At 59.7% G+C, this 26,537-nt stretch carries 18 protein-coding genes; 7 read left to right on the forward strand and 11 right to left on the reverse strand.

Annotated features, from left to right (window positions below; genetic code table 11):
• Window positions 1–155 precede the first annotated feature (155 nt).
• A complete protein-coding gene (locus BLU46_RS31930) occupies window positions 156–1,586 on the forward strand; it encodes a polyurethane esterase (RefSeq protein WP_093209830.1) in 1,431 nt (476 codons plus the stop codon).
• Window positions 1,587–1,656: 70 nt separating this feature from the next.
• On the opposite strand, the gene BLU46_RS31935 is transcribed toward BLU46_RS31930, so the two are convergent.
• Entirely contained in the window at window positions 1,657–1,932 is a 276-nt protein-coding gene (locus BLU46_RS31935) for a hypothetical protein (RefSeq protein ID WP_081253251.1), read from the reverse strand.
• A 330-nt stretch (window positions 1,933–2,262) separates the two neighbouring features.
• Entirely contained in the window at window positions 2,263–2,487 is a 225-nt protein-coding gene (locus BLU46_RS31940; RefSeq protein WP_063030332.1) for a YgdI/YgdR family lipoprotein, read from the reverse strand.
• Window positions 2,488–2,675: 188 nt separating this feature from the next.
• Between BLU46_RS31940 and BLU46_RS31945 the strand changes: the two genes are divergently transcribed.
• Both BLU46_RS31945 and BLU46_RS31950 read left to right on the forward strand, forming a co-directional pair.
• Window positions 2,676–4,325, forward strand: coding sequence for a VRR-NUC domain-containing protein (locus BLU46_RS31945; protein ID WP_093209832.1), 1,650 nt, complete (start codon window positions 2,676–2,678; stop codon window positions 4,323–4,325).
• Complete coding sequence (locus BLU46_RS31950) at window positions 4,322–6,610, forward strand: ATP-dependent DNA helicase (protein ID WP_063030328.1); 2,289 nt, start codon at window positions 4,322–4,324, stop codon at window positions 6,608–6,610. Before BLU46_RS31945 ends, BLU46_RS31950 begins: the two co-directional genes overlap by 4 nt.
• On the opposite strand, the gene BLU46_RS31955 is transcribed toward BLU46_RS31950, so the two are convergent.
• Window positions 6,570–7,778, reverse strand: coding sequence for a serine hydrolase domain-containing protein (locus BLU46_RS31955; RefSeq protein ID WP_093209834.1), 1,209 nt, complete (start codon window positions 7,776–7,778; stop codon window positions 6,570–6,572). The genes BLU46_RS31950 and BLU46_RS31955 overlap by 41 nt on opposite strands.
• 58 nt (window positions 7,779–7,836) lie before the next feature.
• Window positions 7,837–8,796: an oxidoreductase gene (locus BLU46_RS31960; RefSeq protein WP_063030324.1), complete on the reverse strand. Its 960-nt coding sequence runs from the start codon at window positions 8,794–8,796 to the stop codon at window positions 7,837–7,839.
• Window positions 8,797–8,895: 99 nt separating this feature from the next.
• On the opposite strand from BLU46_RS31960, the gene BLU46_RS31965 reads away from it, so the two are divergent.
• Window positions 8,896–9,801: an AraC family transcriptional regulator gene (locus BLU46_RS31965; protein ID WP_093209836.1), complete on the forward strand. Its 906-nt coding sequence runs from the start codon at window positions 8,896–8,898 to the stop codon at window positions 9,799–9,801.
• Window positions 9,802–9,807: 6 nt separating this feature from the next.
• Here BLU46_RS31965 and BLU46_RS31970 read toward each other — a convergent pair whose 3' ends face one another.
• From BLU46_RS31970 to BLU46_RS31990, 5 genes are all read right to left on the reverse strand, one after another.
• Window positions 9,808–11,298, reverse strand: coding sequence for a hypothetical protein (locus BLU46_RS31970; protein WP_093209838.1), 1,491 nt, complete (start codon window positions 11,296–11,298; stop codon window positions 9,808–9,810).
• A gap of 30 nt (window positions 11,299–11,328) precedes the next feature.
• Window positions 11,329–13,140: a hypothetical protein gene (locus BLU46_RS31975; protein WP_157721322.1), complete on the reverse strand. Its 1,812-nt coding sequence runs from the start codon at window positions 13,138–13,140 to the stop codon at window positions 11,329–11,331.
• A gap of 54 nt (window positions 13,141–13,194) precedes the next feature.
• Entirely contained in the window at window positions 13,195–15,420 is a 2,226-nt protein-coding gene (locus BLU46_RS31980) for a hypothetical protein (RefSeq protein WP_093209842.1), read from the reverse strand.
• Between the two features lie 49 nt (window positions 15,421–15,469).
• Window positions 15,470–16,930: a hypothetical protein gene (locus BLU46_RS31985; RefSeq protein ID WP_093209844.1), complete on the reverse strand. Its 1,461-nt coding sequence runs from the start codon at window positions 16,928–16,930 to the stop codon at window positions 15,470–15,472.
• 122 nt (window positions 16,931–17,052) lie between these two features.
• The gene (locus BLU46_RS31990; RefSeq protein WP_093209846.1) at window positions 17,053–18,513 is read right to left on the reverse strand and encodes a hypothetical protein; all 1,461 of its coding nucleotides are present in this window, start codon (window positions 18,511–18,513) and stop codon (window positions 17,053–17,055) included.
• 206 nt (window positions 18,514–18,719) lie between these two features.
• On the opposite strand from BLU46_RS31990, the gene BLU46_RS31995 reads away from it, so the two are divergent.
• Window positions 18,720–21,635: a hypothetical protein gene (locus BLU46_RS31995; RefSeq protein WP_093209848.1), complete on the forward strand. Its 2,916-nt coding sequence runs from the start codon at window positions 18,720–18,722 to the stop codon at window positions 21,633–21,635.
• A gap of 58 nt (window positions 21,636–21,693) precedes the next feature.
• On the opposite strand, the gene BLU46_RS32000 is transcribed toward BLU46_RS31995, so the two are convergent.
• On the reverse strand, window positions 21,694–23,169 hold the full coding sequence (locus BLU46_RS32000) for a sensor histidine kinase (protein WP_093209850.1): 1,476 nt from the start codon (window positions 23,167–23,169) through the stop codon (window positions 21,694–21,696).
• Window positions 23,166–23,876, reverse strand: a complete 711-nt coding sequence (locus BLU46_RS32005) for a response regulator transcription factor (RefSeq protein ID WP_093209852.1) — start codon at window positions 23,874–23,876, stop codon at window positions 23,166–23,168. Before BLU46_RS32005 ends, BLU46_RS32000 begins: the two co-directional genes overlap by 4 nt.
• A gap of 298 nt (window positions 23,877–24,174) precedes the next feature.
• On the opposite strand from BLU46_RS32005, the gene msrB reads away from it, so the two are divergent.
• Together msrB and BLU46_RS32015 are read left to right on the forward strand one after the other, a co-directional pair.
• Window positions 24,175–24,687 carry a peptide-methionine (R)-S-oxide reductase MsrB gene (gene msrB, locus BLU46_RS32010; protein WP_093209854.1) on the forward strand — a complete coding sequence of 171 codons (513 nt, stop codon included), beginning with the start codon at window positions 24,175–24,177 and terminating at the stop codon, window positions 24,685–24,687.
• A 29-nt stretch (window positions 24,688–24,716) separates the two neighbouring features.
• Window positions 24,717–26,456: a cytochrome c biogenesis protein DipZ gene (locus BLU46_RS32015; protein ID WP_093209856.1), complete on the forward strand. Its 1,740-nt coding sequence runs from the start codon at window positions 24,717–24,719 to the stop codon at window positions 26,454–26,456.
• Window positions 26,457–26,537 lie beyond the last annotated feature (81 nt).

The following is a 26,537-nucleotide window of genomic DNA, read 5'->3' on the forward strand; positions in this document are numbered from 1 at the left end:
CGGGCTTGCGCGCGAAGGCGGTGTGCCAGTCGGTGGATGGGTTGACTGATCCACCGCTTTCGCGAGCGAGCCCGCTCCCACTTTGATCCGGTTCCAAGCGTTCATTTGTGCAAATTCGGCTTTCTCGACAATTCCAACAAAAGAGAGGCAATACCATGGGTGTTTTCGACTATAAAAACCTCGGGACCGAGGGCTCCAAAGCGTTGTTCGCCGATGCCATGGCGATCACGCTGTACTCCTACCACAACCTGGACAACGGCTTTGCCGTGGGTTATCAGCACAACGGTTTTGGCCTGGGGCTGCCGGCCACGCTGGTGGGTGCGTTGCTGGGCAGCACTGACTCGCAGGGGGTGATTCCGGGGATTCCCTGGAATCCGGACTCGGAAAAAGCCGCCCTCGATGCGGTCAACAAGGCCGGCTGGACGCCCATCAGCGCCAGTACCCTGGGCTATGGCGGCAAGGTGGATGCCCGGGGCACGTTCTTCGGTGAAAAGGCCGGCTACACCACCGCGCAGGTGGAAGTGCTGGGCAAGTACGATGGCGCCGGCAAGCTGCTGGAAATCGGTATTGGTTTTCGCGGGACTTCGGGGCCTCGGGAAACCTTGATCACCGACTCCATTGGCGATCTGGTCAGTGATTTGCTGGCAGCGCTGGGGCCCAAGGATTACGCGAAAAACTACGCCGGCGAAGCCTTTGGCACCTTGCTCAAGGATGTCGCGGCGTATGCCGGCAGTCATGGCCTGACGGGCAAGGATGTGGTGGTCAGCGGCCATAGCCTGGGCGGCCTGGCGGTCAACAGCATGGCCGACTTGAGCGGCAATAAATGGTCTGGGTTCTACAAGGACTCCAACTATGTGGCCTATGCCTCGCCAACCCAGAGCAGCGGCGACAAGGTGCTGAATATCGGTTATGAAAACGACCCGGTGTTTCGCGCGCTGGACGGCTCGTCGTTCAACTTCTCGTCCCTGGGCGTGCATGACAAGCCCCATGAGTCGACGACGGACAATATCGTCAACTTCAACGACCACTACGCGTCGACGCTGTGGAATGTCCTGCCGTTTTCCATCGTCAATGTGCCCACCTGGCTTTCTCATTTGCCCACGGCCTATGGCGATGGCTTGACCCGGGTCCTGGACTCGAAATTCTACGACCTGACCAGCCGGGACTCGACGATTATCGTGGCCAACCTGTCGGACCCGGCCCGGGCCAATACCTGGGTGCAGGACCTCAACCGCAATGCCGAGCCGCACAAGGGCAACACGTTCATTATCGGCAGTGATGGTGATGACCTGATCCAGGGCGGCAAGGGTGTGGATTTCATCGAGGGCGGCAAGGGCAATGACACGATCCGCGACAACAGTGGGCATAACACCTTTCTGTTCGGCGGGCAGTTTGGGCAGGACCGGGTGATTGGTTATCAGCCGACTGACAAGCTGGTGTTCCGGGACGTGGAGGGCAGTGCGGACTGGCGTGACCACGCCAAAGTGGTGGGGGGCGATACGGTGTTGAGTTTTGGCGCGGATTCGGTGACGCTGGTCGGCGTTGGACTAGCCGGGGTTTGGGGCGATGGAATTTCCATCAGCTAAGTAGCGGGCCGCTGTTGTGGCGAGGGAGCAAGCTCCCTCGCCACAGGGTTAATCAGTATCGCAGGTTGGGTTATCTCCAGTAGTGACCGTGGTTCCAGTACGGACGGTGGGGTTGGCCGTACCCGTAGCCGTAATAATGACCCCGCGGCCAATAGCCTCGCGGGCCATAGCCGTAGCCCCAGTGGCCGTAATAGCGCGGGCCGGGAGGAGGGGGCTGCACGATCACCACGCGCGATGGCGCCTGGCGGATGATGATGGTGTCGGCAAACACCGGCGTACTCGCCAGCGCAGCCCACATCAAGGGAATGAGTAGCAGAGTGCGCACCGCTCGGGACATGAATGCCATGGCCATGGTTCTCCGTCATACCGCTTTCGAAGTTGAAGGCGGTTGATCGGTTAAACGCAGGGGCAGGGGGAAATCCTTCGGTGAAATATTGTTTATTTTGCACAAGCCGGCATTAGTGTTGGCAGTGCCGACGCCATCGCAGCCTCGCCAAGGCTCGACAGCTCCCACAGTTTTGTGATCGCTGATGTGGGAGCTGTCGAGCCTTGGCGAGGCTGCGATAGGATCGCTAAGGTGCACCTGGCAAACCGAGTTGTCTGCATCGCGGGCAAGCCCGGCTCCCACAGGGGCGTGCATTGCAAAGAAAAGTGGGAGCCAACGGGCTCCCACTTTTTATTTCTCCTTGATCACGGTCGCGACGTCAGAGGCCTTGACCCGTACATGCTTGCCGGCGATGTCGGTGAATTCGTAGAAACCATCAGCGGTCTTCGCGTTCGGCACGTCCTTGGTCAAATACTGGGTGCCGTTCTGCAACGTCACCACGGTTTGCGTGGAGCAACCGGCCAGTACCAGCAACGTGACCATACTCACCGCCAGACCCAAATTCTTCATGCTCATAACCCTTACCCTGATCCTTCGAAAACCCCGCGCCTGAGCGGTCGGGGGAAACATATTTTATGTGGCTGACAGCCATCTGATCATTATTACGCAAAAAGTTGCGTGCGCCTTTGATCTATTACCGATTGCAACAGCCGCTCAGGGACGGCACTCTGTATGCATAACCAGTGTTTGATCCCGTGCCTGATATGTCCAATCCCCTTGAAGACCCGCTCTATTACCTGCATAACTTCCGCCAGGTGCTCGATTGGCTGGGGCAGCGCTATGCCGATTTACTGGCCCCGGACGAAGAGCATTTCATTCAGCAATTTGACAGCTTGCCGCAGTCGTCCCAGGCCTTGCTGGTGCGCATGGTGATGCGCAAGGGCGCGCATTTCCGGGCCGCCAAGCTCAATTATGTCGAAATCGGCGCGGTGCACGCGGCGGTGATGCCGTTGCTGGAGCAGGGGTGGGTGACAGATCAGTGCCTGTTGTCGTTTAGCGAGCTGTTTGGCCTGTTGCAGAAAGCTGAAATCCTGGCGGCGTTCAAACCCTGGATCGAGCAACCCAGGGCCAAAAAGGCAGATTGGCTGGCGTCGCTGTCAACGCAGTTTTGTGAACCGCGTCACTTCCAGCACTGGTGCCCGGACCTGGCCGATCAGCTTTACAGTCTCACCGTGATGGACCTGTGCGACCGGCTGCGGCTGATGTTCTTCGGCAATCTCTATCAGGACTGGTCGGAGTTTGTGCTGGCGGACCTGGGGATTTTTACCTACGAGAAAGTCGAATTCTGCGCCGAATCCCGTGGATTGCGCAGCCGTGACGACGTGCACGGCTTTCTGTTCCTGCACCAGTGCCAACAGGCTTTTGAAGCGGGTGAGGCACTGGATAACGTGCTGGAACAAATCGCCACCTTGCACACCGACAACCCCTGGCTGGAAAAGCGTCGGGCCAAGCTGTTGTTTCAAGTCGGCCAGTATTGTGAGCGCAGCGCCGAGTTGGCCCTGGCGGAGGCGATCTACCGCAGCTGCACATACCCCGGCGCACGGGCACGGCTGATCCGGGTGCTGGAGCGTCAGGAGGATTTTGCCCAGGCGATGCGGCTGGCCCGTGAAGCACAGCTGGCTCCGGAGAGCGCTGCCGAGCAGCAGCACCTGCTGCGTGTGATCCCCAGGCTGCGGCGCAAACTCGGCGAGCCGGCGATGCCCAAGGTAAAGCCCCGGGCTATCGTGCGCCTGGACCTTGAGCTGCCGGCACCGGACCCGTTGATGTCGGTGGAGTATTGCGTGCAGGCCCACTTGAGCGACCACGGTGCGCCAGTGCATTACGTCGAGAACACGCTGATCAATTCGTTGTTTGGACTGCTGTGCTGGCCGGCGATTTTTGCGCCGTTGCCGGGGTCGTTTTTCCACCCGTTCCAGCGTGGTCCCGTGGACCTGCACAGCGAAGACTTTCATCAGCGGCGAGCCGAGCTGTTCGCCGAGTGCCTGGGCCAACTGGACGATGAGCGCTACAAGCACGCCATTCGCCAGCGTTACGTCGACAAATGGGGCATTCAGTCACCCTTCGTGTTCTGGAACGTACTCAGCGAAGAATTGCTCGACCAGGCCCTCGACTGCCTGCCCGCCGCGCACCTGCGTCACTGGTTCGAGCGCCTGCTGCTGGATATCCGTGCCAACCGCGCCGGCATGCCCGACCTGATCCAGTTCTGGCCCGAGGAAAAAACCTACCGCATGATCGAAGTCAAAGGCCCCGGCGATCGCCTGCAAGACAACCAGCTGCGCTGGCTGGAGTTCTGCGGCGAACACCAGATGCCCGTGACCGTCTGTTATGTGCGCTGGGCGGAGCAGGCGGCTTGAGTTACAGCGTCGCGGTGCGTGCGTTGTGTGAATTCACCGCCAAGGTCGGCGACCTCGACCTGCGTTTTACCCCGTCTCCCAGCGCCCAAGAAGGGATTGTCGGCCACCGCACCGTGGCTTCGCGGCGCAGCGCCCACTACCAGAATGAAGTCGCGCTGGAAGGTGAATACCAGCAGTTGAAAGTCCGGGGCAGGGCGGATGGCTACGACCCGGACCGCAACCAGCTGGAAGAGGTGAAAACCTATCGCGGCGACCTCGACAAGCAGCCGGCCAACCATCGGCAGCTGCACTGGGCCCAGGTCAAGGTCTACGGCTGGTTGATGTGCCAGAAGCTCGGGTTGTCGGAGATTGTCCTGGCGCTGGTGTACTTCGACATTGTTGGCGAGCACGAAACGCTGCTCAGCCAACGCTTTCAGGCGGACGACCTGCAGGCTTTCTTCCGTCAGCAATGCGCGCTGTTCCTCGGCTGGGCCGAACAGGAAATGTACCAGCGCGAAGCCCGCAACGCCGCAGCAACTGCGCTGGGCTTTCCCCATGCAGCGTTTCGTCCCGGCCAGCGGCCACTCGCGGAAACGGTCTACAAGGCCGTCAGCACCGGTCGCTGCCTGATGGCCCAGGCGCCCACCGGTATCGGCAAGACCGTCGGCACTATTTTCCCGATGCTCAAGGCCCTGGCCCCCCAGCAACTGGACAAGGTGTTCTTCCTTACGGCCAAGACCCCGGGCCGAAAATTGGCGCTGGATGCCGCGCAAGTGCTGTATGACAGCAGCCCGGATTTGCCGCTGCGGGTACTGGAGCTGGTAGCCCGGGACAAGGCCTGCGAGCATCTCGACAAAGCCTGTCACGGCGACTCGTGCCCACTGGCCAAGGGTTTTTACGACCGCTTGCCGGCTGCCCGTGAAGCCGCATCTCGCGTGCGGCTGCTGGACCAGCGCAACCTGCGGGAAGTCGCCCTGGCCCATGGCGTCTGCCCCTATTACCTGAGCCAGGAAATGGCGCGCTGGAGCGATGTGGTGGTCGCCGACTACAACTACTACTTCGACTTCGGCGCCATGCTGTTCGGCCTGGCGCAGCTCAACCAGTGGCGGGTCGCAGTGCTGGTGGACGAGGCCCATAACCTGGTGGACCGAGGTCGTTCGATGTACAGCGCAGCCCTCGACCAATACACCCTCAAGACCCTGCGGGAGATCGCGCCCGAGCCGCTGAAGAAGCCCCTCCAGCGCCTGAACCGTGAGTGGAATGCCTTGCACAAGGAACAAGTGGCGCCGTATCAGGCCTACGCCCAGAAACCCGACAAACTGCTGCACGCCTTGAGCCTGTGCACCAGCGCCATGGGCGAGTATTTCAACGACCATCCCGAAGCGCTCAATGGCGAGCTGCAAGCCTTCTACTTCGAGGCCTTGCAGTTTGCCAAGGTCGCCGAACTGTTCAACGAACACTTCATCTTCGACATCAGCAAGCGCGAACACAGCGGCAAGCGCAGCTCATCGAACCTGTGCCTGCGCAACGTGGTGCCTGCCGAATTCATTCGGCCACGGCTGACGGCAGCCCGCAGCAGCGTGCTGTTTTCCGCGACCTTGAGCCCTCGGCATTACTACGCGGATTTGCTGGGAATGCCGCCGGACACGGCCTGGGTCGATGTGGAATCGCCGTTCAAGGCCGAGCAGTTGCAGGTGCATATCGTCGACCGGATCTCCACCCGGTTTGTGCATCGACAGGCGTCACTGGAGCCCATCGTCGAGCTGATCGCAGCGCAGTTTGCGCAGCAGCCGGGCAACTACCTGGCGTTCTTCAGCAGCTTCGATTATCTGCAGCAAGTGGCGCAATTGCTTGCCGAGCGACACCCGCACATCACCCTGTGGCAGCAGTCACGGGGCATGGCCGAGGCCGAACGTCAGGGATTTCTCGACCAGTTCACCCAGCACAGCCAGGGCATCGGTTTTGCCGTGCTCGGCGGCGCATTCGGCGAAGGCATCGACCTGCCGGGAACCCGCCTGATCGGTGCATTTATCGCCACCCTGGGCCTGGCGCAACTCAACCCGGTGAATGAGCAGCTCAAACTGCGGATGGGCGCGATCTTCGGTGCCGGTTACGACTACACCTACTTGTACCCTGGCATCCAAAAGGTGGTGCAGGCCGCGGGGCGGGTGATTCGCAGCCAGCAGGACCGGGGCGTGGTGATGCTGATCGATGACCGCTTTGGTGAAGCGCGGGTGCGGCAGCTATTGCCGCGCTGGTGGTCGATCACTTCGGCGGATACACCGCATCCCGTAACTGGTGGGTGAACAGACCGGACATGCCTTCGTAGGCCGTATTGGTCAGTGCAACCACCGTGAGCTTTTGCTGCGGGTCGACAAACCAGCTGTGACCGTAGGCGCCGCCCCACTCAAAGGTGCCCCGGGATTGCGGCGTGCCCGTCAGCGCGGGCTCATTCAGCACCGCCCAGCCATAACCGAAGCCCCAACCCGGGTCCTGGGTTTGCACCATGGCGCCGACGTGATCGGTGACCATCAACTGCACGCTGTGTGCGGACAGGATCGGTGCGCCGCCCTGGCGAATGGTTTCCAGGAACCGCGCAACGTCACCTGCCGTCCCGGCCATGCCAGCGCCGCCGGAAGGGTAGGCATGGGGATCAAGTATCCGCCGCACATCAAACAGCGCAGTGCTGTTGCCCGAGGTGATGGTGGCCTTGTCGACCATGCGCAGCGGCTGCGGTGATCCATCCTGATAGGCGGCGGACAGGCGTTTTATATCCGTCACGGAAAACCCGGTATCGGTTAGTCCCAGCGGTCCGGTGACTGACTCGCGCATCAATACCGGCAGGCTCTGGCCCGACGCTTGTTCCAGTACCGCACCCAGCACATCGGTGGCCATCGAGTATTGCCAACCTTTGCCCGGCGGGTAACTCAGGGGCACGCTGGCGATGCGCTTCAGATTCTCGGCAAAGCTGATCTCGGGCTCGCCCAAACCATCGGAAACCCCGGCGGTGCGGTAGGGACCGCGGGTACTTTCCAGGAATCCATAGCTCAGGCCTGCGGTGTGGTTAAGCAACTGGCTGACGGTGATCACCGGTGTGGTGCCATCCGCCAGCTTGGGATTGAAGTCAGGAAGCCAGCGGCTGACCGGATCGTCAAGGCCCAAGCGACCTTGTTCCACCAGGTGCATCGCGGCGGCGGAGACCAGCGGTTTGGTCACCGATGCCAGGCGAAAGATCGTGTCCTCTGTCATCGGGCGCCCGGCTTCGCGGTCCGCCAGGCCGGCAGCACGGTGATACACGAGCTGCCCGTCCCGCAGCACCAGCACCACGGTGCCCACCAGGCGCTGGTCGGCAATGGCGCTGTCGACCACCGCATCCACCCGCTTGGCGAGCAGCGGGTCCGGGCTGTCGGCGCAGGCGAGGGTGGCGCAGAGGGAGGCGGCAAGGGGCACGAGGTAGCTGGCAGGAGGCTGCATGGTTCAGGTCGCTCATTGGCAGTGCATGACTGCCAAATATGAACGCCAGGGGCCCGGACTACAACGTGACATTGCACAACTGTTGACTCAGTGCCCATAAGCGTTCGGCCTGCTCCGGGTCGACCGCCCAGGGCCATACGCCGTTACGGCGGGTGTCATCCTGCGACCAAGCGGCCACGTCGCAATCTTCGCAGTAGAGTCCGCCCATACCCTCCAGTTGCGGGCTGACAGCGCACCACAACGACGTCGCGGCGCCTTGCTCGGGGCTCTTGTAGTGACTGGCGGGGCGGATATTGCCGTGCTCATCCAGTGCGCCGACGAATGCCAGGTCGTCCTTGTCCAGATAGCGGATCAAGTCGGTGAGGATTTCCCCCGGGTGCACGGAAAATGCGCGCACGTGCTCTGCTTTACCTCGTCGGTCCAGTGCTACCGCGAATAGTGCGTTGGCGGTTTTTGATTGGCCGTAGGCGAGCCACTTGTCATAGGGGCGGTGTTCAAATTGCGGGTCATCGAAATGCACGGGGCTGAGACGATGGCCGAGGGACGATACCGAAACCACGCGTGCGCCATTCGCCTCACGCAGCGCCGGCCACAACCGGGCGGTTAGCTGGAAGTGGCCCAGGTGGTTGGTGGCGAACTGCGCTTCGAGACCTCGCGCATCCCGTTGCAGGGGGGTGGCCATGATTCCGGCGCTATTGATCAGAAGGTTCAATGCCCGGCCGCTGGCGAGGAAGTTTTCGGCAAAACGGTCGATGGAAATCGGGTCGAGTAAATCCAGGCTGGCGTGTTCAACACCGATGATGCCCGAGAGGTTGCGTTCGGCCTTTTCAGGATCCCGGGCGGGAACGATCACCTGCGCACCCGCGTCGACCAACACGCGCACCGTTTCCAGGCCAATGCCCGAATAGCCACCGGTGACAATCACCGTCTTGCCTCGCAAATCGCTACCCGCCAAGGCTTGCTGGGCGGTGGTGCCGGCATCGAAGCCGCTGCCAATTGGGGTTTGTTTGTCAGCCATGAAAGATCTCCTTATGGGAGGCCTAGGGTCTCTCGCTGGAGCCCGGACGCGGAATGCCCTAGAGTCCGTGTTTCTGTCGCGATCGTCCGGAGCTTTTTCATGGATACCCTTTCCGATGTGCTGGCACTGTTAAAAAGCCATCGCTCGACCTTCGCCGGCCTGAAGGCTGGAGGCGCCTGGGCCATCAACTTTGCGGCGCCGGATGGCATCAAGTTCAACGCGGTGGTGGAGGGCAGTTGCTGGCTGGAAGTGGAAGGGCTGGCGGTACCGATACGCTTGTATGAGGGGGATTGTTTCCTGTTGACCCAGGCTCGCCCGTGGAGGCTGTCCAGCAATCTGTCCCCTGAAGGACTCGATGCACGTGAGGTGTATGCCGATGCGGTGGGAGGCATCGCCACGGTGGGTGCCACGGTGGATCTGTTCCTGATCGCCGGACGATTTATCTACGGGGATGACGCCCGACTGTTGCTGGCCAGCCTGCCGCCGGTGCTGCGGGTGAGCGCCAACTCCGAACAGGCCGCCGTATTGCGCTGGTGCCTGGACCGCCTGGCCAGGGAATACGCGAGTCCGTTACAGGGCGCGGCGCTGATGACCGAGCATTTGGCGCAAATGATGTTGGTGCAGATCCTGCGGCTTTATCAATCTTCCATGGGCGCGCATACCACTGGCTGGTTGGGAGCGTTGACCGACCCAAGGCTGGCTCCGGTGCTGCGGGAACTTCACGCAGCACCCGCCCGGCGCTGGACGTTGAGTGAAATGGCCGTGCTTGCGAGCCAATCCCGCTCCACCTTTGCCTTGCACTTCAAACAACGGGTGGGGTTGGCGCCACAGGAATACCTGACCCGGTGGCGCATGCACCTGGCAGTGCAGGCCTTGAAGGCCAGCGACAACAGCGTGTCCACGATCGGCCAGGCCCTGGGTTATCAGTCAGACAGCGCCTTCAGCAATGCCTTCAAGCGTGTGATGGCCTGTTCTCCCCGAGAGTATCGCGAGCGAACTGCATAAACCGTATTACCTCATTTCCCACACCTGCAGCTTCGAGTAACGGGGGAGCTGTCCGTTGCGATCGAGGCTGTAATACACCTTCACGATTTCGCCTGTTTGAAGACCATCCACTGATATGGTGACGCGCAGCGCCTGGCCGGCCGTGTCTGCGTTCAGGGTGGTGGTTACGGTAGTTCTCGACTGGTTGGCGATCCATTGCAAGGTCACGGTGTCGCCGGGTGCGGTCTCGGTGAACGGTACGATGACCGTCACTTGGTGCTCGCCTTGCGCATGCTCAACCTGCGCCTGGGGTAGACGACTGACGGGTTCGCCCACCTGCAATTCCAGGCGAAGGGACTCATGAGCGGGCAAGGGGGCAATGCGTTCGTAAAACAGTTCGGTGAGCTGGTTAGCCAGCTTTTTGAGTTGCGCTCCATCCACCGTCAACACGATGGTGCGATCTTCCGGAATCTCGTCCAGCGTGTGTTCCTGGGTGTAGATCGTTGTATCTGCCTCCCATACCAGGCGCATCTGCATCGGTGCATCCCAGCCAGCGGGCGCAGTGAACACCACGGTGGCCTTGGCGATGTTCGGGTCCAGACGGCCCCCTTCCGCCTCCAGAACCTGGGGTGCCGACCATGGACTACCTGCGCCGCGCGCACCGATCCGGGTGGTTCTCGATGGCAGTTCCCGTTCGAGAGAGGGCGGCTCGTTCAGTACGGCGTCGAGGTCGACATTAACCCACGTGATGGGTGACCAATTAGTGTCCGAGTCAGGGTCCATATTCACGGCCGGGTAATTGCCGACGGCATCGATTACCTGCATTGCTACCGAGATATGCGGGCTGCTTCCTGCGTCCAGGACGACCTCCGTGGGCACTTTAATTGAAAAAGGTCTGCCCAACTCAGGCGTCCTCACCACATGAGAAAAACCTTGAGAACCCCAGACGATATTGCAGGTATCGAACTCCGCCATGTTGAGGTAAGGCTGGACATCAAGAATGATGCCCAGCACTGCCCTGTGACGAGTCACCACCTCGCCCGCCTGCAAGTCGGGGGGCATTCTAAATACGAAGCCCTGATGGCCCACGGTATCCGGGTCTGGATCGCGCCCACCGGGACGGTCCAGTTTGATCCGCACCTTCAGGTCATTTGACTCCACCGGGCCTTCGCGAGGTTCCTGAACAGTGCAATACGGGTGGGCCCACGTTGGTAGGACGTTGTGTTTGTCCACCCTGAGGGAAATTCTCGGGGCGTTCTGGTTCCCACTGTTTATGACCACGTAATCTTCCGGGACCGGGCCATCCCAATAGAGAAATATCTCGGTGCCGAGCGCGTACGTGCGCTCTGGGTAAAGCGTCGGCCTCACATCATGCTCCACATGCCGAAGGCCCAGGCCGCCGCTGGATTGGGTGGCGGCTTCATCTTCCGGGATCGGCGGCGTCAGGTTGTGGATGACAAGTTCGGGTTTATCGTCGGCACGGGGGCCGCCCGCGTCTTTTTTGGGCGCACGAGACATGGTGAAACCTCCACGGTATAGGGGCTGCAATCAATTCGGCAGGTTCTCATCGTCAACCGTATGCCTGCGTGCTATCCGCACCGTCGTCACGCCGGAGTAACGCTGCGGTGTCCCGCCCAGATTGACCAGCCAATAGACTTTTACGATGCGGTTGAGGTTATCCAGTACAAATTTTGCCGGCACCTTGACCCGTGCCTCACCTGGGGTATTGGCACGCACCAGCATTTCGATACGGTTGCCCGGGCCGAACCAGTGCAAGCGGATATCCCGGCCAAGCGGCGGGTTGGGAAGGGTGACCCACACGCCGTCTGGCACCAGATCCGGGTCAAGCCGGTGGCCGATGACTCTTTCCACCACGGGTGCCGCCATGGGCGCCCAACGCTCGCCTACCAGCAGGTTTTTACGCGCTGATTGCCCCAGCAACCGAGGGATGGCGCGGCTATCGGTGGCTTCGTAGTACATCACCGAAGGCCGTCCCTCAAAACGCTTGGTCTGGGCGCCTGGCACATGAAACTCAAGCACATTGTGCTCCGGACGCTCGCCGGCACTGCGGCTGAACCGGTACTCCACGGCACCCTCCGGGTCGGGTACCAGCCAGACCAGGGTGATCAGGTCTGTGGGTTTCCAGCTTTCCTGATAAGGCACGTAGGCGTAACCATCAAAAGGTACGGGTTGCACATGGGCGAAGGGTTGCACCTCGTTCATGTACGGCGCAGTCCATGGTGCGACCACGCCCTGAACCGTTACGTAGTCGGCGACCGAGTGAAAGGTTATGCCTTCGATAAATTTGTGAAGTGTGTATTGCACCTTGGCGTGGCCCTGGACCAGCTTCGCCACCAGCTCATGGCTTATCGGGAACTCAAATAATTTGTTGCTTTGGTCTATCCGCGTTTTCTCGCCATAGGTGACTGGATTTCCATGGGCGTCGGTGCCCTGGAAGAAAAACTCCAGCGTGTCGTTAGGCGAGAAGTAGTTGGGGTCGGCGTAGACATTCGCCGTAATCGATTTTCCCTCAAGTTTCGCCAGATCGATCACCCGGGTTTGCGGGTCGGCCTCGTTGATAAACGGCGCATACAGGAAGTCGTCCCGGGCAAACACCCTTACTTCACTGGCTGCCGACCAGGGTGCAGCAGGATCGGAATCGTTTCCGGTGTGCCCACGCACCTGAAACTGCACGTTCAGCCGATCACTATCGCCAGCGGCGATAATTGTGTCGTAGGGCACCACCAGGATGATGGAGCGCCGCAAGTCTTTTTCACTGACCGAATGGGTCACTTGCTGATCACCCCAGCACAGCAACAAGCGGTCCCCGACTGCAATGAATGGGTAGGGCAGCACTTCGACTTCGATACCCTCGCGGGCGCGCTTGTTGCTGACGCCGTTAACCATCACGTCGGCAGGCAGTTTAAAAACCAACCCCTGGTGCCCCGGCGTCGTTACGTCGGGGTCGAGGCCGCCAGGCATGTTCAGGTCAACCCGCAGGCGCAGGGTCTGGGTCGACTCGCCGGTGAGGTTGTTCCGGCATACCAGTGGGTCAATCAACAGCGGCCTGATACTGGCCACCGGCAGTAGCAGCGGTAGCCGCGCCTGTTGCAAGTCGCCAGGTTGGACAAAGGTATGAGCCACCGGTATCAGCGGGTCATTGCTGAACAATTCGAGTAAATCACCATTGGCCATCCTTGAGGACGTGTGCACGTAAACCACTTGGGGCGTCTGGATATTTCGAAGGCCCAGGCTACCGTCAATGCCCACGTCACCGGCACTGGCTGGAAACAACCCTGGCACCTCAAGGCTACCCAATTCAGCAGTGGGTTGGGGTACGTCTGTAATGACTGTGGACATCGCAATGACTCCTTTCTGGATGGCCCCATTTGAGGGGGAGAGCAGAGGCGAGCGTTACGCCAACCTGAAACGTATTTCACCGATTTCATAGTCATTGCCTTGCGCAGAGACTTGATGGCTATCGATGAAAAGAGTTATTGAGGACCCCACAGGTGCCACGGGACCTGAGAGGGTGCGCCAGCTATCCATGTTGCTGATCTGAGTCGCACTAACCACCTGGCCTTGCGAAGAGCGCAGACCAATGGACGGGAGCGTGAAACGGCCGTCAAATCTTCTCACCTGAATGCTGAATATGTAGGCAGAGCCAGGTCGAAGGTTGCCAAACGTCTGGCTGAAAATGACCCCGGCTTTGTTATTTGCTCCGTAGGTGTAGTTATAAAAAGTTGTATAGGTGCCCCAGTCCACAAACCGCCGATCGCGCATATCACTGAGCGCTGCACCGAATGCCCAGCCATTCTGGTTGCTGTTGCGGAAGTTGGTGATGTGGTCGAACCCGGGGCGAATCAGCAACACCCGAATCAGCGAAAAGCGCCGGGGGACATTCGCCCGGGCGAGGTCGTATCTGATCCTCACGGATCGATTCAGGTTTTCACTGACAAACCGCCTCTGAATTGGAATCTGCAGCGACCTTCCTGCCTGGGCTGCGCTGACGGTAACCACGGCGGACGTATCCGACACATCACCGTCCCAGATCAAGGTAATGACGTCATTTTCCAACGTATCGGTAACCGGCAGCGTGACAGTCACCTGGGCGCCAACATCATCTGGGTTCAGATAATCCCCCGAGGTTCCGCTGACGATCACAGCGGGCAATGTTCTTGTCGGCTCTCCCACCTGAAGTTGCATTCGCAGCGACGGACGATGGGGCGTGCGATCAATACGCTCGTAATACACCTCGACGGGCAAGGTATTAAAACGTTGGACTTGTGCGCTCGGCACCGTATAGCTCAATCGCCGGTCTACAGGAATGGCCTCCAGAAATATCTCATCAGAGAAGTTGACCCCGGGGGCGACCCAGACCACGCGAATTCGAGTGCCCGGTGTCCAACCATCCTGCGCACTGAATCTCATCGTCGCAATTGAGTTGGCGTCGATCTGTCCGTTAGGTGCCTGGTCAATGGTCGGAGCCGGCCATTCGATCAATTGCCCGATAACCTGTACACGCACTTTTCGTGACGGGTACCAGGTATTGGTCACGATCTTGTACACCTCGTAATACATGATCGCGATACCGCCCGCGATGACCCTAAGCAACTCATTCTCGACTTCGAACTCCATCAAGTGATTTTTGCGGTCGACGAATCTGGTTTCCGTATGAAAGAAGGGTATGTTTTGTATGTCGCGGCCCTGCCACTCAAACCTCACCGTGTCACCCACCTCAAAAAAATCCGGGTCGGTCCACAGATAAATCAATTGCGCCGCTCCTCCGAGTTCTTCCATGTCAACGATCTCCCCTGGCTGCTCAAGCCAAGGCCCTCGCGGCCGTGGGACTCCAAGGTTGACGTTGACCCGACTGATTTCGGACCAGTTGGCGTCGGTATTGGGGGCAGGGTAGTTACCGCCCATGTCGATGATCTGCATCGCCACCGGCAGCGTGTCTTCGTAGTCGTCATGCCTGATCACGTCTGCGGTGACGACGACGTCAAACGAGCGCATCACCTCCTTTTCTGAAACGACGTAAGGGACTATTTGGGAACCCCAGGCAATCAAACAGGTGTCACCCGCTGCCATGTTTTCGTAGGGTTCCACCCTAAGCGCTACACCTCGATTGGCTCTGATCTGATCCACATGACTGCCGGCGGCCAGGTCTTCAGGCAGGAAAAACACCAGGCCTTGGTTGCCTGGGGTATCCGGGTCCGGATCCGGGTCTCCAGGGCGGTCACGCTTGACGCGTAGCCTTAAAGGTTCGGTTTTGGACGCGTTGCCGCTGGGGCGCCGAATGATGCAGTAGACTTCGGCCCAATCCGCCAGGATCAGTTCTTTAGGGGCTATGAGTTCGAAATGTCGGTTTCCCTGGTTCTCAGGTTGGATGACGATGTAGTACACCGGTAGTACGGGATCGCTCCAGTGGAGGTAGATCTGGGTGTTTAACGGCAGTACCGCCGGAGGCACCAGCACCACCACCAGGTCGTGTTCGACATGCCGCAGGCCGATGCCGCCGTCATAGTCGCCAAAGCCTTTGAGCGGTGGGTACAGGTCATCGATAAATACCGGACCAATCATGTCGTATTCTTCGTCATCGAGCGGATGCTCGGAATCTACTTCCGGTGCACGAGACATTGGGCAACCTCCAGCGTCGAACGGGCGCTTTTAATAGTCAAAACCAGGTTCAAACCTCTGCGGCCGGTGGGCCAATCTGGACTACTTGGCGATCGGATTCGTTTATGTCCGCGGTGGCGTTCAGATATTGTTCCGGCTCATAGACGTAATAGAGCTCAGGGGTAAGGCGGTTGAACTTCAAGAGCTCGCTGTAGGGAATCAGGCGCCTGATCGGTATGCCTTCCGGCACATTGCCGACGGTAAACCGGTCGGTATACAGGGTGACCTCATTACTACCCGGCAACACGTGACGCAGTATCAGCTCGATTTTGTCCGTGGGGTTGCGCCATGGGTACCACGGGATCTCCACGGCACCGCCCTCCCTGGGAATGGGGTTGAGCACATGGTTGGTGTGGTTCAGGAAGAACGGTGCACTTAGCTTCACAATCGCATCCACCACCTGTGCGGTCGCAAACTTCGAATACCGCGTAGGCACACCTGTCTTGAGCAGCAGGTAGCTGATTTCCACTCTGCCGCCAGCACAGGCGCGTACCTTTTCATTGGGTATGAAGAAGTCTTCCGCTCTGCCGGCAAACTCAATGGTGATGTACTTTTCCTCCAATACAACGCCCCCCAGCTTCGGATAACCACGGTAGGTCACGTGGTAGGTATGACCTGCGGGGCCTTGAAAAGGGGGCAGGTAAAGCTGTATATGCAAAGGCTGGCCATTCAGCCGCTCAAGGTCGATGAAACCTTCAACATCCTGGGTATTGAAAATAGGTGCAGCCAGGGTGTCGCGATCAAGGTCTATCAGCACCGGAATGTTCCGCGAACGCGGCGTGGAAACATTCCCGACCAAGTCAGCCACGCTGAAACTCACCAACCGGTTGGTGCCGTTACCGGCCTCGACAATACCGTCACGGCTGATTGCGATCTCTGTCTGTTTGCCGACACCCGAAACCTGCTGACGCGGCGCATTGTAGTTGCCGAACTTCAGCGCGATCAGGTCTCCGCTATCCATATTCGGATAGGGATCGACGGTGACCGTCACCAGCCTGGATTGAAACTCTCTGATTTCGAGGTAGTTAGGCTTGAAGTTGAGTTCGGAGTGGCCTGGGATAATTTGATTTTTGTCGGCGCCTGCCGGTTGGGTTCTTTTGATTCGTACGTCCAAGGGATTGGAGGTGTCGGAGTCCGGGCCGCCTTCATAGTGCACCACGTAGCCCAGCGTCACGCTCCCTTCGGGAAGGCTGCTGTCGGGAATGGCAAACGCGAAGCTGTTGTCCGTCTCTTCTCCCGGCATCAACGTTTTTTCCGCCAGGACGTTCAAGCCTGGCATCGAAACAACCTGGATTTTATCCTTGGGCTTCGCCGACCAGGTTTTGTACACGATCACGGTCAGGCCATGAGTCAGTAGCCGTAGAGGGATCCCGCCAGCATAGTTAGCAAACCCCGGTGACATGCCAGGGATGAACAATTGATCCAGAAACTTGGGTTTAGCCGCGGATGTCTTGGCTTTTTTGGTCGGCATGGCGTTCTCCGGTCTGGCAGTGGGTACGTGATACAGGAATCGCTCCTGAGTTTTTGGATTATCAAATACCGGTCGTGGATAGCTTGGCTACTGTCAGAATTAACAGGTTCCGACGGATGGTATTAACCGATTTGCACGCGCTGGCGCACAGACTCGTTCAAGTCCAGGGAGCGAGCCCTGACCTGCGCGGACTCATACACGTAATAAAGCTCAGGGCTGAAACCCTCGAATCGTTCAAGGTCCTTGCGATAGATCAAACGCCTGATGGGCGCGCCATCGGCCCACGCTGTGCCCACGACACGCGGCTCGCTGAACACAATGGTTTCGTTGAGCGATTTCACGTACCGCAGGATCACGGTGATGCTGTCTGTGGGCTTGCACCATGGGTACCAGGGGATACTCACGATGGCCGAATCGGGTATGGGCGCCACGACGTGCCCTGGGTAGCGTTCAAAAAACGCAGCCGCCAGGCGCACCACCGACCCCCTCACGCGGGCGAAGGTTTTTTGCGACACCAGGTCTGACGGTTCCGTGCGCTTGCGCAGGACGAAGCTGGTTTCAATCTTGCCCCCGGCGGCGGCGCGGACCACGCTGTAGGGCACCGGGTGATTGACGGGCACCCCGGCCCTGACAATCTCTTCAAACCCCCGGTAGGTGACCACGCCGCCTAATGGTGGGTAGGCGCGGAACGAGATGTCATACAGGTCTCCCGGTTTGCCAACCTGGGCAGTGGTGTACAGCTCGAGTTGCAGGCTCTCGCCGTTGAGCCGGTCCGGGTCGATGTAGCCCAACGGGTCATCGGTGATGATGGCCGGGCCGTCGGGTTTTGCGCCGGCCAGGTCGACAACCACCTCAAGGTACCTGGAGCTTTGTACGGAAGGATTGCCGACCAGGTCGACCGGATAAAAGTTGACCAACAAGCCATAGCTGTCGCCCGCCTCGACAATCTGCGCATGGCTGATGGAGATGTGGGTCTGCTGCCCGACGCCCTCGACCGGCTGCAAGAGGGTCAAGCCCCCCCACTGGAAGTGGATGACGTCTTGCGCATGCATGTTCGGGTAAGGCTCGATGGTCGCGATAACGCCCCGGGCGGCTTCGGGTGGGTAGATTTGCAGGGCGGAGAGGCTGAATGAGAGCGCTGGGTGTCCTTCCGGCAGGTGACCGCTGTCCGGGCCGCCGGGTAAATCGGTTTTGATCAGCACATTCAGGGGCAAGGAAAGCTGACCAGGAACTCCGCCGGCACGATGCAACACGTAGCCCAGCTTGAATTCACCGTCGGGCAGGTTTTTTTGCGGCAAGCTAAAGAAAAAATGCGCTTGCAACTCATCCCCAGGCTCCAGTTGTTTGATGGCCATTGCCCGGATGTTCAAGGGGTCTATTTGTTCGCCAACCGTGATCATGTCTCCTGGCTGGGCACCCCAACTGTTGTTGACCTGTGCCGTCAGCCCGGACGCAAACAACCACTCGGGTAACCCGCCGTCATAGCCGGGAACGTTCTGGGTCATGCCGGGAATAACCAGACGCTCAAGGGCCTCGGGCACATTCGACGGGGTGAGCGATGCAGTGTGGCTTTGGCTGGGCACGGTCAATCTCCTGTTCGGACGACGGCGCACCTTGAGCGAAATGGGTGCGCCTTTTGGAGATATCAAATACCCCTGAAATGCGCCTGGCTACTGTCAGAATTCACAGGTAGCGATTAGCCACCTGTGAATTCTGACAGTAGCCACATCGCGTCCATAAGTATTGGATGGGATCAGCGCCCAACGGCGACTCAACGAGGACTTTCATCATGCCCATGCATCGCCCATCCGCCGACCTCCTGCCTCCCGTCGACATTCCACTGCTTCAGCCGCCCATTCCCGACGATATCGAGGCCGCCGATGGTGGCATCGGCCTGCGGCATATCGAACACCCGCTGCTGGTGCACATGGCGCGCCCGGAAAATACGCCGCCCGGCACGGTGTTCGAGCTGTACTGGGGCGACCCGCAGTGGCCGGTCGCGGGCAACTTTATCCGCGAGGACGATGAGGACCTGACGCGCATCCCGTTCATCGTACCCGTGGACCACCTCCTCGAGGCGTGGGCCGATCCGGTGTATGCCAAAGTCATTCGCAGCAGCGGCAATAGCGACGAAACCGAACGCCTGCGGCTACGGGTCAACCTGCAGCGTCCTGGTGGGCGTGATCCCGATGACGAAACGCCGGGGCATCAGCGCCTGGTCTACGAACTGCCTCCGGATGTGCTGATCGATGGCGTCGACGACACCCGCGCCGCGCAGGGCGTCGAGATCGTGTTTCGGCATTGGGAAAACATGGCGCCTTATGACCTGCTGATTCTGGTTTGGGGTTCCGAGCGAATCGAACACCGAGTCCAGCCTGACGAGGTGAACACCGACATCCGCCTCACCGTCGACTACGCAAACATCGGCGCCGCCGGTAACGGCGAAGCGATTCCTGTGGGTTTTCAGGTGGAGGGAGCGACCGGCAATTATCCGGATGAATGGGCGCGCTGGTCGCCGATAACCTGGGTGGACGTGTACCTCGATACGGAGCGCCCAGAGGCCCCTTGGCTGACGTTCCCCGAGACTGAGCGGGACATCGAACTGGAGCAATTGGGTGGCCAGGCGGTAAGGGTGGGTGCGCGCGTCAGCAGCGCGGACGCCCGTGCGTATTCGGTCGTCACGCTGGTGTGGGCGGGTACTGACAATGAGGGCGTTGCAGTGCCGCATCTGGAGAGTCAAAACCTGTCCGGTGGCAAGGCCTATTACTTCAATATCGAGCATGCCCTGGTGGCTGCACTGGCCAAGGGGACGGCGTACGCTTATTACCTGCTCCAGGGCGACGGATTGCCGGATAAACGCTCATACAACCGCCACCTGAGGATCCTGGGTGATGTAGTCAAATGGCCTGCTCCGACCATCGATCAACTGATCGGTGATTACCTTGAACCAGACCTGCCTGAGGCCACGGTGCGGTTTCCTGCCCAGGCGAGTTGGCCTGACGGCGCATTTCTGGACGTGATGGTGGTTGCGGAGGGGGTAGGGAGCCCCATTGTGCGTAGGATAGGCGCGCCGGTTGGCAACATCCCGATCACGCCCGAAGGCGAGATGCTCGTTATGGTACCCGACAGCATACTCAAGCATTTCAACGGTTACCCCACCGAGGTGTATTACGTTCTATCCCGCCAGGGGGCATTGCCTCAGGAGTCCTTGCGCTTAAAAGTCCATGTGGGCGAGCCGGTGCGGGAGCTGCCCGAACCCATTGTCGAAAAAGCGTACGACGGGGTTTTGAACCCGGATGATATTACGGAGTATGCCTGGGTGATTGCCCCGTTTACCGGCACATTGCAAGGTGACTGGATCACTTTGTACTGGATAGGTCCTGGCGCCAATACCAGTGTCAGGGTTCAAGTGGGCGTAGACGGAGCCACCACTGAGCACAGCATTTTGATTGACTACATCACGGCCAATCTGGACGAACAGGTCAAGGTCTTTTACACCCTGGAACGTAGCCAGCAACGGCCCCGTTATTCCCATATCGCCACCGTGGAAATTCGCCAGGGCCTGGGCGAGTTGCCACCGCCGGGCTTGAGCCGAGCGACTATCACAGGCCCCGGTACTGCCACACTTGCGCCACTGGATGTACAGACCGGCACGACCTTGGTGGTGAGCTATGTCGGCATGCGCGACGGTGATTCGATTCAGGTCACCATGCAAGGTACTGCCGGTGCTGGTTCTCCAGTGATTGCCGCCAAAAACGGACTAACCAGCGGCGTTGTGACGTTTGGCATTCCAGCATCAGCTATTGGTGCCAACATTGGTAATGTCAACAAAACCTTTATGCTCAAGTATGAAGTGACCCGGGCAAATGTAACACGCCCCTCGATAACGTTGACGGTTACGGTAACACCGATTCCTGTGGGCAGCTTGCCGAGGCCGTTGATCAATAGCATTGCCACGGGTGGTTTACTGGACATAACCGGCTTTGGTGCGTCCACCTTGTGGAGTATCGCGGCCTATCCGTTTCAGTTTTCCAATGGGCAAATTAAATGGCTGACCTACAAAGGAACCGACAGTAACAACCAAGCCGTGGTTTATGAGCCTTGGTCTGGGGCGAACAATGGCCATGCGGGAGCGTATAGCTACAACCCTAATCACAACTGGTTTCGGACACTTAAAGATGGGACCACATTGACCATTGAGGTACGTATTGCTTTCGACAAAGTGAACAATAAATCTCAGGCGGTACTTCTTCAGACGACGACGTACACTGTCAAATCCATCCAGATACTGGATTACACTAACTTCGATAATCAAAACATGAACGGTTGGACCAGAGCCGCGATGGGGCTTTACCTTACATTGTTGACCAATGGTGGAGGCATCAAATATTTCTTGTGGCACAACAATGGTCCCATTAAAGGGGAGGGGCGCGCGCTTACAAAGAACATCAATGTCACGGCCGGTAAACGCTATATTTTCGAGGCAACACTAATCGGGAACTATTATGGCGGTCCGCCAGGTGCGTATATCATGGCGGGTGTTCATAGGAGTGCGACCTATACGTTCCAGAACGAAGGAAAGGACTTAAAAATAGAGTTTACGGCCAGCGCTACTGGTCCTCTTCAATTCTCAGTTAATACGATATCGAATGGGGGGGACCTTCAGTCGATCTCTGTGTTTCTGTTGCGTGTGACACAACTATAATACGAATAGCGCAAAGTAAGCGGGGCCGATTTATTTAACCAATGAATCTGCTCCGCTTTTATTCCCCCGCCAACATTCTAGGCTGGCTCACCAACGAAAACCTAAACGTCGCCCCACGCCCAACCACTTCCACTAACCGAATCTCACACCCATGCAACTGCAATATCCGATGCACGATCCTCAACCCCAACCCGCCATCCCGCCGTGCACCACCAATGGTGAACGCCCGCAGGAATAACCCTTCACGCAGTTCCGCATCAATCCCCGGCCCACTGTCACTGACGGTCACTTCCACCCGATCCCCCTTGGGCGCAAGCGTGATCTGAATATCCCCGTTCACCGGTGTATGCCGCAGCGCGTTATCCAGCAGGTTGGTCAGCACCCGTTCAATCAATCCCAGATCCGCAAATACCGTTGGCACCTGCGGTGGCAGGGTGGCGCTCAAGACGATGCCGCGCGCCTCGGCGGTCAGTTCGAATTTCTGAAAGATGTCCTGCACCAAATCCGGCAGGGAAAAGCCCTCGATCACCGGCTGCACAAAACCATGTTCCAACCGCACCAGCTCCAGCAGCGATTGCGCCAAACCACCGACCTTGCGGCTCTGGTCCAGTGCAATACCCAGGTAACGCCGACGGTCTTCAGGGCTCAGGCTGGCGTCTTTCAGCGACAGGGTTTCCAGGTAGCCATGCAGCGAAGCCAGCGGCGTGCGCAGGTCGTGGGAGATGTTGGCGACCATTTCGCGACGTTCCTGGTCCTGGTGGGTGAGGGCGCGCCATTGCTCGCCCAGGCGGTTTTCCATCTGGTTGAAGGCTTGGTCGAGCACGGCGATTTCGTCCTGGCTCGACGGGGCAGTGGCCACGGGCTGCTGGACTTTCGGCGCACCGTTGATATCGAACTGGCCGACTTTCTCGGTCAGCAGGCGCAGGGGTCGGGTGATCCAGGCGAAGGCGGTCAAGCCGGCCAGCAGACACAGGAGCGCTACCAGGGCGATGGACCACAGCGCGATATTCAGAGCCACGCTGGTGGCGTCCTGGGCATCGAACAGGTCATGGGCCTCGCCCAGCAGCACCACGTACAGGTAGCCGGTTTGCTGGCCATTGACCTTGAGCGGCGCGGCGCTGAAAACCTTGAGCCCGTCGACGCTGCGCGGGTCATCGCCCACGATCGGCAACCGGGCGCCGCTGAGGAATCGGCGAATCGGCTCCAAGTTCACCTGGTCACGGCGCAAGTGCCCGCTGGGCGCGGCATTGCCCACCACCCGGCCATTGATGTCCAGCAGGTACACCTCGACACTCGGGTTAACCAGCATCAACTGGCTGAACAGGTTGCGCACCGCATCGGGCTTGAGGCCGTCGGCGTCCATCAACTGGGTGTCGCGGGCGATGTGTGCCGCGAGGTCGCGGGACAGGCCTTGCACCACCTCCAGTTCATGCATGTGGTTGGAGCGCACTTGCAACCAGGCCGAAGTGCCGCTGCAAATCAGCAGCAACAGCGCAAACACCAACGACAGGCGCTGGGTAAGGGTCAGCCTCATGACGATTGCTCGGCAAATTTGTAGCCACGGCCCCACACCGTGAGGATGCGCGCCGGGTTGGCCGGGTCGGTCTCGACCTTGGCCCGCAGGCGGTTGATATGGGTGTTGACCGTGTGTTCGTAGCCCTCGTGACTGTAGCCCCACACGGCGTTGAGCAGGTCCATGCGCGAGAAGACTTTGCCCGGCTGGCGTGCGAAGAAATACAGCAGGTCGAACTCCCGTGGCGTGAGGTCCAGGCGCTGGCTTTGCAGGGTGGCTTCGCGGGTCAGCGGGTTGATGAACAACTGGCCGAGGTCGAGGCTGCCGGCGTCCATCTTGAGGTTGCGGGCCATGGCATCTACCCGGCGCAGCAAGGCTTTGACCCGCGCCACCAACTCGGGCATCGAGAACGGTTTGGACAGGTAGTCGTCGGCCCCCAGCTCCAGGCCAAGGATGCGGTGCAATTCACTGGAGCGGGCGCTGGTGATGATGATCGGCGTGTAGCGCGTCATGGCTCGGGCGCGGCGGCAGATTTCCAGGCCGTCGACGCCGGGCAGCATCAGGTCGAGGATCAACGCATCCCAGCCGCCTTGTTCCAGCAGTTGCACGGCCTCGTTACCGTCGGCGCTGTGCACCACCTCGAACTGCTCGTCCCGCAGGTGCAGGCAGATCAAATCGGCAATGTGCGCATCGTCCTCGACAACCAGGACACGTTTGGGCTGATCCATTGGCAAAACCTTTTCTCGTGATTCGCGCATTGTGCGGGTTTTGCAACAGTGTAGTTATCACGAATTGTTTAACTCTGCGTGAGGATTCCGCGACCAGACCGGGCCTAACCTTGACTCATCGCAATGGCATAAGTACGCAACCCTATTGTGGCGAGGGAGCTTGCTCCCGCTGGGGCGCGAAGCGGCCCTGAAAGATGGGCCTGCTGCGCAGGCCAGCGGGAGCAAGCTCCCTCGCCACAGTTTATTTGTCAGCCATAGGGGTTTCGACAGCCATCAGCACTTGTGTGAGGAGAAAGTCATGTATACGCGTCGTCAAATGCTGCTGGCCGGTGGCGGCCTTGGGCTTGCGGTAATCGCCGGTGGCCTGCTGCAAAAAATCAATGCCGGGCCCGCCCTGATTGCCGAAGCCGAAGCCGCCGAACATTTCGAAGTCAGTCACACCGACGCCGAATGGCGCACCCTGCTGACCGCCGAGCAATACGCGATCCTGCGGGAGCAGGGCACCGAACGCCCCTACAGCAGCGCCCTCAACAGCGAGCATCGCAACGGCACTTTCGCCTGCGCCGGTTGCGCATTGCCGCTGTATGCCTCTGCCACCAAATTTGAAAGCCACACCGGCTGGCCGAGTTTCTGGCAACCCCTGGAAAACGCCGTGGCCAGCCACGTTGACACTTCCTTCGGTGTGGAACGCAAGGAAATCCATTGCCGCCGCTGCGGCGGTCATCAGGGGCATGTGTTCGATGACGGCCCGGCACCTACCGGCCTGCGCTATTGCATGAACGGCGCAGCCATGACGTTCACCGCGGCTTAATTCGATGTCTTCTTATAAGGGAATACCCCATGTGGCTTTTGGTTCTCGCGTATCTGGGCGGCGTGCTGACGATTGTCAGCCCGTGCATCCTGCCGGTTCTGCCTTTTGTCTTCGCTCGCACCGGGCAGCCGTTTTTGCGCAGTGGCTTGCCGCTGCTGCTGGGGATGGCGATGACGTTCGCCCTGGTCGCCTCGCTCGCGGCGGTGGGCGGCGGTTGGGTGGTGCAAGTCAATCAGTACGGTCGCTGGCTCGCGTTGCTGTTTGTTGCGCTATTCGGGCTGACCTTGCTCCTGCCCAGTCTGTCCGAACGCCTGACCCGGCCACTGGTGGCGGCGGGCAGTCGCCTGTCGGAAGCCGCCGGGGCCGATTCGCGGCCCCGGCCGGGCGCTTCATTCCTGATCGGCGTGGCCACCGGGCTGCTGTGGGCTCCGTGCGCCGGGCCTATCCTGGGGTTGGTGCTGACGGGCGCCGCGCTGCAAGGCGCCAGTATCGGCACTACCTTGCTCTTGCTGGCCTACGCGGCAGGCGCTGCCACCTCCCTGGCCTTGGCGTTGCTGGTCGGCGGTAAAGTCTTTGGCTTCATGAAGCGTTCCCTGGGCGCCGGTGAATGGCTGCGCCGTGGCCTGGGTGCATTGATGCTGGCGGGTGTGGCGGCAATTGCCCTGGGCCTGGACACCGGCATCCTGGCACGCTTGTCGACGGCCTCGACCGGTGGCCTGGAACAAAGTCTGGTGGAAAAACTCAGCGCCAAGCCTGAACAGAAGAGCGGGGCGATGATGGCTGCCAACCACAGCGACACGTTGCCGGTGGAAGGCCAGTTGCCGGCGCTGGACGGCGCTGTGCAATGGCTCAACTCCGAACCCCTGACCGCCGAGGCGTTGAAGGGCAAGGTGGTGTTGGTGGATTTCTGGACCTACTCCTGCATCAACTGCCTGCGCACCTTGCCGTACGTGAAGGCCTGGGCCGAGAAGTACCGCGACCAGGGCCTGGTGGTGATCGGTGTGCACGCTCCGGAATTCGCCTTCGAGCGCGACGTGAACAACGTTACCAAGGCCATGAAGGACTTGGGCATCACCTACCCGGTGGCCATCGATAACAACTACAAGATCTGGCGCGCGTTCAATAACCAGTACTGGCCGGCGCATTACTTCGCCGACGCCAAGGGCCAGATTCGCTATCACCACTTTGGCGAGGGTGACTACGCCGAGTCCGAACGGGTGATCCAGCAACTGCTGCGTGAGGCGGGCGCTACCAAGGTGGCGGGCGGCTTGATCGAAGCGGACGCCAAGGGCATCCAGGCCGCACCGGACATGAACGAAGTGCAGTCGCCGGAAACCTACCTGGGCTTCCAGCGTGCCGAGAATTTTGTCTCCACGGGCACGTTGGCTACCGACAAGGTCGCCAACTACCCGGTAGCCGGTAATCTCGCGCTGAATAACTGGACCCTGGAAGGCCAATGGAACGTGGGCGGCCAGCAAGCCACCCTCGCGGCGGCCCACGGCAAGATCGTCTACCGCTTCCATGCCCGTGACCTGCATCTGGTGCTGGGGCCTGGCGCCGACGGCAAGCCGGTGCGCTTCAAAGTGACGATTGACGGCCAGGCGCCGGGGGATGCCCACGGCACCGACGTTGCTCCGGATGGCAGTGGCACGGTGACTGAGCAGCGCTTGTACCAGCTTGTTCGCCAGCCGGGCGCGGTCAAGGACCGGACCTTCACCATCGAGTTTCTAGACCCGCAAGTGGCGGCCTACGCCTTCACCTTCGGCTAACTCATGGCGAAATTTTGCATGGTTAACCCGATCAATGTGGGAGCTGGCTTGTCGGGTCGCCGCATCGCTGCGATGGCGGTG

The organism is Pseudomonas yamanorum, from assembly GCF_900105735.1.
Classification (GTDB): domain Bacteria; phylum Pseudomonadota; class Gammaproteobacteria; order Pseudomonadales; family Pseudomonadaceae; genus Aquipseudomonas; species Aquipseudomonas yamanorum.

Excerpts from the sequence above, each read along its gene's own strand:
- BLU46_RS31930 (WP_093209830.1), top strand. The coding sequence starts at position 156 with ATGGGTGTTTTCGACTATAAAAACCTCGGGACCGAGGGCTCCAAAGCG.
- BLU46_RS31935 (WP_081253251.1), bottom strand. The coding sequence starts at position 1,932 with ATGGCATTCATGTCCCGAGCGGTGCGCACTCTGCTACTCATTCCCTTG.
- BLU46_RS31955 (WP_093209834.1), bottom strand. The coding sequence starts at position 7,778 with ATGCAGCCTCCTGCCAGCTACCTCGTGCCCCTTGCCGCCTCCCTCTGC.
- BLU46_RS31970 (WP_093209838.1), bottom strand. The coding sequence starts at position 11,298 with ATGTCTCGTGCGCCCAAAAAAGACGCGGGCGGCCCCCGTGCCGACGAT.
- msrB (WP_093209854.1), top strand. The coding sequence starts at position 24,175 with ATGTATACGCGTCGTCAAATGCTGCTGGCCGGTGGCGGCCTTGGGCTT.
- BLU46_RS32000 (WP_093209850.1), bottom strand. The coding sequence starts at position 23,169 with ATGAGGCTGACCCTTACCCAGCGCCTGTCGTTGGTGTTTGCGCTGTTG.
- BLU46_RS31960 (WP_063030324.1), bottom strand. The coding sequence starts at position 8,796 with ATGGCTGACAAACAAACCCCAATTGGCAGCGGCTTCGATGCCGGCACC.
- BLU46_RS31940 (WP_063030332.1), bottom strand. The coding sequence starts at position 2,487 with ATGAGCATGAAGAATTTGGGTCTGGCGGTGAGTATGGTCACGTTGCTG.
- BLU46_RS31965 (WP_093209836.1), top strand. The coding sequence starts at position 8,896 with ATGGATACCCTTTCCGATGTGCTGGCACTGTTAAAAAGCCATCGCTCG.
- BLU46_RS31995 (WP_093209848.1), top strand. The coding sequence starts at position 18,720 with ATGCCCATGCATCGCCCATCCGCCGACCTCCTGCCTCCCGTCGACATT.
- BLU46_RS32005 (WP_093209852.1), bottom strand. The coding sequence starts at position 23,876 with ATGGATCAGCCCAAACGTGTCCTGGTTGTCGAGGACGATGCGCACATT.
- BLU46_RS31945 (WP_093209832.1), top strand. The coding sequence starts at position 2,676 with ATGTCCAATCCCCTTGAAGACCCGCTCTATTACCTGCATAACTTCCGC.
- BLU46_RS31985 (WP_093209844.1), bottom strand. The coding sequence starts at position 16,930 with ATGCCGACCAAAAAAGCCAAGACATCCGCGGCTAAACCCAAGTTTCTG.
- BLU46_RS31975 (WP_157721322.1), bottom strand. The coding sequence starts at position 13,140 with ATGTCCACAGTCATTACAGACGTACCCCAACCCACTGCTGAATTGGGT.
- BLU46_RS31980 (WP_093209842.1), bottom strand. The coding sequence starts at position 15,420 with ATGTCTCGTGCACCGGAAGTAGATTCCGAGCATCCGCTCGATGACGAA.
- BLU46_RS32015 (WP_093209856.1), top strand. The coding sequence starts at position 24,717 with ATGTGGCTTTTGGTTCTCGCGTATCTGGGCGGCGTGCTGACGATTGTC.